Annotated in this window: 7 protein-coding genes; 1 reads left to right on the top strand and 6 read right to left on the bottom strand. The window is 37.7% G+C overall.

Annotated features, from left to right (window positions below):
* Window positions 1–344: 344 nt before the first annotated feature.
* Window positions 345–704 carry a hypothetical protein gene (locus K0R93_RS17085; protein ID WP_300303891.1) on the bottom strand — a complete coding sequence of 120 codons (360 nt, stop codon included), beginning with the start codon at window positions 702–704 and terminating at the stop codon, window positions 345–347.
* A gap of 605 nt (window positions 705–1309) precedes the next feature.
* On the opposite strand from K0R93_RS17085, the gene fosX reads away from it, so the two are divergent.
* The gene (gene fosX / locus K0R93_RS17080; protein ID WP_300303888.1) at window positions 1310–1723 is read left to right on the top strand and encodes a FosX/FosE/FosI family fosfomycin resistance hydrolase; all 414 of its coding nucleotides are present in this window, start codon (window positions 1310–1312) and stop codon (window positions 1721–1723) included.
* Between the two features lie 149 nt (window positions 1724–1872).
* Here fosX and K0R93_RS17075 read toward each other — a convergent pair whose 3' ends face one another.
* The 5 genes from K0R93_RS17075 to K0R93_RS17055 all read right to left on the bottom strand — a co-directional run bounded on the left by K0R93_RS17075 (window position 1873) and on the right by K0R93_RS17055 (window position 6476).
* Window positions 1873–2883, bottom strand: coding sequence for an ABC transporter ATP-binding protein (locus tag K0R93_RS17075; RefSeq protein ID WP_300303885.1), 1011 nt, complete (start codon window positions 2881–2883; stop codon window positions 1873–1875).
* A gap of 38 nt (window positions 2884–2921) precedes the next feature.
* Entirely contained in the window at window positions 2922–3710 is a 789-nt protein-coding gene (locus K0R93_RS17070; protein WP_300303882.1) for an ABC transporter permease, read from the bottom strand.
* A complete protein-coding gene (locus tag K0R93_RS17065; protein WP_300303879.1) occupies window positions 3710–4582 on the bottom strand; it encodes an ABC transporter permease in 873 nt (290 codons plus the stop codon). Before K0R93_RS17065 ends, K0R93_RS17070 begins: the two co-directional genes overlap by 1 nt.
* Complete coding sequence (locus tag K0R93_RS17060; RefSeq protein ID WP_300303876.1) at window positions 4582–5817, bottom strand: ABC transporter substrate-binding protein; 1236 nt, start codon at window positions 5815–5817, stop codon at window positions 4582–4584. Before K0R93_RS17060 ends, K0R93_RS17065 begins: the two co-directional genes overlap by 1 nt.
* Window positions 5818–5882: 65 nt before the next feature.
* The gene (locus tag K0R93_RS17055; protein WP_300303873.1) at window positions 5883–6476 is read right to left on the bottom strand and encodes a CDP-alcohol phosphatidyltransferase family protein; all 594 of its coding nucleotides are present in this window, start codon (window positions 6474–6476) and stop codon (window positions 5883–5885) included.
* Window position 6477: the final 1 nt, after the last annotated feature.

The following is a 6477-nucleotide window of genomic DNA, read 5'->3' as shown; positions in this document are numbered from 1 at the left end:
TAATTCATATCATTCGGAACGATGAGGGCATCGTTCCCTACCCTAAAACATAATTTCATAATCTTTTGTAGGGTCGGACGATCCTGTCATACCGATGGTACTGTGTCGCATTGTTCTACAAATGCGAATTAATTCTATATGATCACTATAAAGATGAAATACTATGACTTCAATGCTATCTTTTAACAGCGCTTATAATAAAAGTTATTTATTACTTTTTAATTCGATTACCTGGGTTTCTCCATAATGGTTATTTTTTCAATTTAAATCCCTCCTAAGATTCACTTCCACAGGCTAATAATCATTGGTTAAGTTATTTTTCAAGCGTATAAATCAATTCTCTCTTATATAACCAACATCATTCCTATTATATTGGCTATTATTGAGAATATATAGGCTAGATTAAGGGGATCCAATATTCCACCAACTATTCGTTTTGCCCTAGGACTTGAATTCGTTAATATTTCAGCCGCTTTACTACCCAGATAACCTATCTGGCTGGAGTTGTTTTGACTGGTACCAATAGAAGCTCCTACGTCTATGAGCTCTACATTTACGATATTAAGTATAAGGAAAGCGAATGGGATAAGTGTCCAAGCAAAAAAGAAAGTCTCTAAATCTTGGGGCTTAAAAATAATATATGAGACAAGCTCTATAACCCCAAGGATGAATAATCTAAAGACATGTTTCAATTTACTGTTCAATTTTATTCCCCCTATGAACTTAGATTGATTTTTCTTTTTACCTATTATATCATAGGAACTAGAAAATATTTACAAATATAAAAGACTACATTCTTTATTGCACAAAGAGTATTTAAGATAACAGGTCCACTCATATTAAATGCGATTAGATATCATACAACTTCAAGAAGAAATTCTAGCACGACTGAATTAGAAGTGTTTTTAGCCGACAAAATGAGTTGGAAAGAAGATGAATATAAAGGATTAGTCCGTGAAATCAGAGAAGCGTTAAAAGTTTCTAAACAAAATGCAATGCTATACTATTTATCACATATGGAAAATAACAAAGAAAATATGAAGCTATATCATTCGGATTCTCAAGAAGCTTTCCAACATTTTAATAAAAGCGCGAGATGGTTCTATGAGACAAAGCTAGAAAATGGATTTATTGCTTGAAAAACCCCCCACATAAATGTGGAGGGCGTGTCTATTCATAGACTCAATCAAGATATTTTCCGAAAGGTTTTCTGGGATTTGGTTTTCTAAAGTAGCGATATATTGACCGCTGGTTACCTGTTATATTATAAGCATTGGAATATTTTTACATGTATAGAAAGGAGAAATACATGATTGAGGGCGTAAGTCATATAACCTTTATCGTAAAAGACCTGGAACTTGCATCAAAATTTTTCACGTCCATTTTTGATGCTGAAGAAATATATTCCAGCGGTAAAGAAACATTTTCGTTAAGCAGTGAGAAATTTTTCCTCATTGGTAATCAATGGATTGCCATTATGTTAGGTGATTCCCTAGCTGAGCGTACATATAATCATGTGGCATTCAAAATACCCGATGAAGATTTTGATATCTATAGGTCGCGGGTGGAGGCGTTAGGCGTAGATTTTAAACCACCACGCTCAAGGGTTGATGGAGAAGGTCGCTCCCTTTATTTTTATGACTTTGACAATCATCTTTTTGAACTACATACAGGCACCCTCTCCCAAAGGTTAAATCGCTACGTTGAAGGGACACAGAAATAAAAAATGTATAGATAAAGCAGCTTAATCAGTTGCTTTATCTATACATTTTTTATTTCTTATTGCTATTTAGAATTATTCTACATCCAACTTTGATTGATCTCTATCCATACTTTTGAACTACTGCATCAATCATATTCCTAAGATCTCTCTTATGCTCCAGTCATAAAATACAGACCATCTTGAGGAAACAGTAATCCCACCTGTTGTCCTACAAAAAAAATCTCATATCCTAGGGTTTCTACGGTTAGATTCAGGTTTTCTGTTCCTATGGTATAAATAACCTCTTTCCCTATGCTTTTACATGACTTAATGATAAAACCCTTCCCTTCAGCGTCTATCCGAATCTGCTCTGGTCTTATAAATAGTGTTTTATCTCCATCTTCTTCATCTGTTTTAAGGGCTCCTATGCTGCTGTAAAAGGTTCCTGCCTCAATTTTTCCTGGGATAAAGTTACAAGACCCCATGAACCGAGCCACTGCCTTGTTCACTGGCCTATAATAAATATTCTTAGGATTGTCTATTTGTGCTATTTTTCCATCTATCAATATGGCAATCTCATGGGAAAGAGCTAAACTCTCATTTCGGTCATGGGTAACAAATACGATTGTGAGCTTACACTTCTCTTGAATTTCTTTGATTAGCTCGCCCATTTCATACCTAAGGGTAGGGTCCAGGCTGGAAAAAGGTTCGTCCATCAAGAGGATTTCTGGTTCTGGCGCTAAAGCCCTTGCGATTGCAACCCGCTGCTGTTGTCCTCCAGAGATCATGGAGGGCATTCTTTTTTCCAATCCCTCAATTTGAAGAAGCTCTAGGAGCTGTGCTATTCTTGCTTGGGTTCTAGCGCTATCCCATTTCTTTATTTCTAAGCCAAAACGAATATTTTCCTCCACTGTCATATGAGGAAACAATAAGGGAGATTGAAATACATACCCTATGTTTCGTTTTTCAACGGGGCAGCCAGATATGTCTATTCCGTTAATCATTACCCGTCCTTCATCTTGTTTCACCAGACCAGATATAATTTTTAGAATAGTCGTCTTCCCTGCACCAGAATATCCTAAGATTGAAAGCAGTCTTCCTTGTTTTACTTGGATACTCACACCATCCAAAATCATGGTTTCTCCATATTGCTTTGTTATGTTTTGTAAGTCTATCTTCATATGATCACTTTCCCGTCTCATCCGTTATTCTATATTTCCTATTCAAATAAATAGCTATCAATTTTGAGTTTTTTTCTGGATAAATATTCTGTGAGATAAAAAATACCTACATTTATACTTATGAATATTATGCCCAACACCGCTCCATTTCCTAGATCTCCATTGTGAACATATGGGTACATCATGGTAGAAAATGTAATGATATTGCCCCCGCCAATGAGAAAGGTTGAAAAGTATTCCGTAAAGGAAATCAAAAAGCTAATGGAAAAGGATAAATAGATACCTGGCATGATCAAGGGTAACACAATCCTGGAAAACAATGTAATGGGCGTACACCCAAGTGTTTTTCCCACATCCTCCATATCCCTGTTAATTCCTTGAAAAAATGAAATAAATATGTTGATCCCATAGGGAACTGAAATTAACATATGGGCCAATATGATTCCCGAGCAATGATTCATCAGCTGAAGTCTGATCATGACGGAATGCACCCCTAAAAACAGCGCCATGGCTGGAATAAAAAGCGGCAACGTAAAAAACATCCGCACAACCCTTTTCCCCATAAATTCATGCCTTACCAGTGCCCTCGCTGTCATGATCCCTACCACCGTAGAGCAAATACCATTACACGTTGCCAGTACTATACTATTTGCTAGACTAGAGACAAATAAAGGGTTTTCAACTACAGCAGTCTTCCAAAACGTATTTGTGAAATGTTGGGGCAAAATCAAAGGGAATCGATAATACGAGAACATAGATAGAAGCAGCACAATCAGCATAGGGAAAATCATGATAAGGCTAATAAATACTAGAATTGTTTTTTTCATCATATTCTCCCCTTCAATAGAAAGCTTAACAAAACAGAATATAGACCAACTACGCTGCCTCCTATTATAAACAATATAACACTGAGTGCCATTGTCTGGGGTATCACTGTAAGATCAGGATGAATAAACAAACTATACAGCTTGGCAGATAGAGGGACCGGTGAAATGCTGGTCAACAAATAATTCACCTCGAAGGAGCCTAGGGCGTATGCAAAAATAATACTGGAAGCCCAGACGATACTATTGGAGGCAAGGGGTATATATATCTTTCTTAGTATGGTTAAGCTCCCTGAACCCAACGACTTAGCCACATCCCCATAGGTATTTCCAATCCTCCCCATGACGTTCATCACAAAAAGTGAAACAAAGGGTGTTCCTTTAAACACGAACACCCATATGATTCCGACGGCCTTTCGATCAAAAATAAGCTCAGGAAAACTGGCAGGTTCTCCTATTGCACCAACGCTATAGGCTATCCTTGCGAAAAAACCAGTCTGATTGAATAGAATCATTGCTAAGAAAACACCATAGAGATAAGGTATAATCAATCCAAACTGCAGAGCTCTTTTTACTACCCTCTGAACCATTTCATTTTCACAGGTAACAAAAGCATATGCAATAACAACACCTAGTACCGTTGCTATCACTGCTGCGGTGAATGCAATATAGATTGAATACAACAAGCTTTTCAAAAAGTAATTTTGTGAAATAGCCGTTGAATAATACTCAATCGTAAACCCTTTCAGTCCAAGGATTGGAATATGTCCAAGACTCTCTTGGATAATGCCAACGAGTCCTCCTCCTATAAAAACACCGTACAGTAGGACAATTGGCAGTATGAGCAAGTACGGTATGATCTTTTTATGAGCCATTACTGGCCTCCTATTTCGTCCGTCCAAATCTCTTTAATCCAATCGATATATTGAGACTGCATTTCAGGTAGTCTGTTATTGGTCAGGGTCTCCATGCTTATAGAAGCAGGATCCGATTCTAGGGTTTCTAGCTGGCTTTTCTGAGATGCATCTAATTTATTGGTATCAAAACCAGGCATATCACCCCAAACCTCTGGCTTTAATTTCTCAATCTGAGCCTCGGGACTTTGAAGAAAATCAATCACCAAGAGTGCTGCCGCTTTATTTGGGCTATTAAATGGCACCGCTAAGTAGTGGGAATTTCCAATGGTTCCTGTGTCAAAAACATAGGTTTTTACAGATTCAGGATATACCCCTGTCTTAACCTGCCCTGCCGTTTTTCCGATTTCAAAACCCATGGTCATATACACTTCACCATTTTTGAACAATTCATCTTGCTGGGCTTGAGACACTGGAAAAGCTTTCCCTTCTCTCCATAAATATGGGTTCATTTCCTTAAAGTATGCAACCACTGGCTTTGAAAGCTCATTAAACGCTTCTCGCGTCATGTCTTTCTGAAAAACATCTCTTTCTCCAGTAAGTTCATAATACGCAGTTCGGATAAATGCTGCCCCCACAAAATCATCTGGAAGCTTTGGATATGTAAATTTACCAGGATTTTCTTTTACCCAAACCATTAATTCCTCAAAGGATTTTGGCGGCTCCTTCACATATTCTGAATCATAGGTAAGAACAAGCTGAGCTCTACCCCAGATCGCTTCATGGCCTTCAATAGGAATCCCTGTATCATAATGAAGATCAGATGCCTCTAAGTCATAATATTGACTGACATTTGGTAATAAATCTGTAAACGGTCCCCACAAAAGACCACCCTGTTTCGCTGTTCTAAAGTTCTCTGCATTGATCCATAATAGATCTGATGTACCTGGATTTAAATTCCCTTTCTTTTCGTTCAACAGCTTACTCATAAATTCCGGTGCATTCATCGGTACTCTTTTCAAAGTAATACCATATTTTTCTTTCACCTTTGCGCTTACAAAACCATCCATATATTTGTTAATGCTTTCATTGCCACCCCACATCAAAATAGTCACTTCTTTATTTTTACCCTGGGCTAAAACATCTTCCCACGTACTCATGGTTGGTTCCTCAACGTTATTCCCTGTACCTGTGCTGCACCCTGCTAACATAAAGATGATCATTAGCATAGCACTTAACCTTTTCAATCCTTTCATCTGTTCATCTCTCCTCATCAGCTCATTAAAATAATCTATGTTTTCTGCTGCTAAAAAACCAATCTTTAGTCCAATGACTTGCTATAGGCAAGCACCCGCTTAAAACGAACCATTCCCGTGATGAAAATTACGGCATTAAAAATCATCAGGATCAAATATATATTTGTGGGAAATAGGGCTAGTAAGGTAAATACTAAAAAAGTCTCTGTTCGCTCCGCAATACCCACATCATAATGCATACTCTTAGCTCCATTGTTTTGAAACAGTGCGCCCGCAACAATAAAGGTGGTAAAATTGAAAATAACTGCTACATAAAAAAGCAAATAGGCATAATAGCCTTGGGGAAATCTATAGGCAAGGCCTAGTATATAGGCAGCTTCTACCATTCGATCTAATATTAAGTCCATATAGGCTCCGCCCCTTGATGAACTCCTTGTCAGTCTGGCTACTGTACCATCTAATACATCCAGAAGTCCTGAAAGCCAAAGCAGTAGAATACTAGGAATCATCCATTCTATTGCCACAGATACACTGGCTAGTATACCTACTCCAAAAGCGATCCAGGTGATCACATTAGGCCGTAACTGGATTTTAACTAATTTTACTGCCATTATATCAAACGTTGGTTGAAATTTACCCCGCAATTTTGTATCGATCATT

The organism is Anaerosolibacter sp. (assembly GCF_029240175.1).
Classification (GTDB): Bacteria; Bacillota; Clostridia; order Peptostreptococcales; family Thermotaleaceae; genus Anaerosolibacter.
This window is presented reverse-complemented; position numbering and strand designations above follow the sequence as displayed.

What these genes read in the sequence shown, in the direction of transcription:
- fosX (WP_300303888.1), top strand. Translation starts at nt 1,310, where the DNA reads ATGATTGAGGGCGTAAGTCATATAACCTTTATCGTAAAAGACCTGGAA.
- K0R93_RS17075 (WP_300303885.1), bottom strand. Translation starts at nt 2,883, where the DNA reads ATGAAGATAGACTTACAAAACATAACAAAGCAATATGGAGAAACCATG.
- K0R93_RS17070 (WP_300303882.1), bottom strand. Translation starts at nt 3,710, where the DNA reads ATGAAAAAAACAATTCTAGTATTTATTAGCCTTATCATGATTTTCCCT.
- K0R93_RS17065 (WP_300303879.1), bottom strand. Translation starts at nt 4,582, where the DNA reads ATGGCTCATAAAAAGATCATACCGTACTTGCTCATACTGCCAATTGTC.
- K0R93_RS17060 (WP_300303876.1), bottom strand. Translation starts at nt 5,817, where the DNA reads ATGAAAGGATTGAAAAGGTTAAGTGCTATGCTAATGATCATCTTTATG.
- K0R93_RS17055 (WP_300303873.1), bottom strand. Translation starts at nt 6,476, where the DNA reads ATGATCGATACAAAATTGCGGGGTAAATTTCAACCAACGTTTGATATA.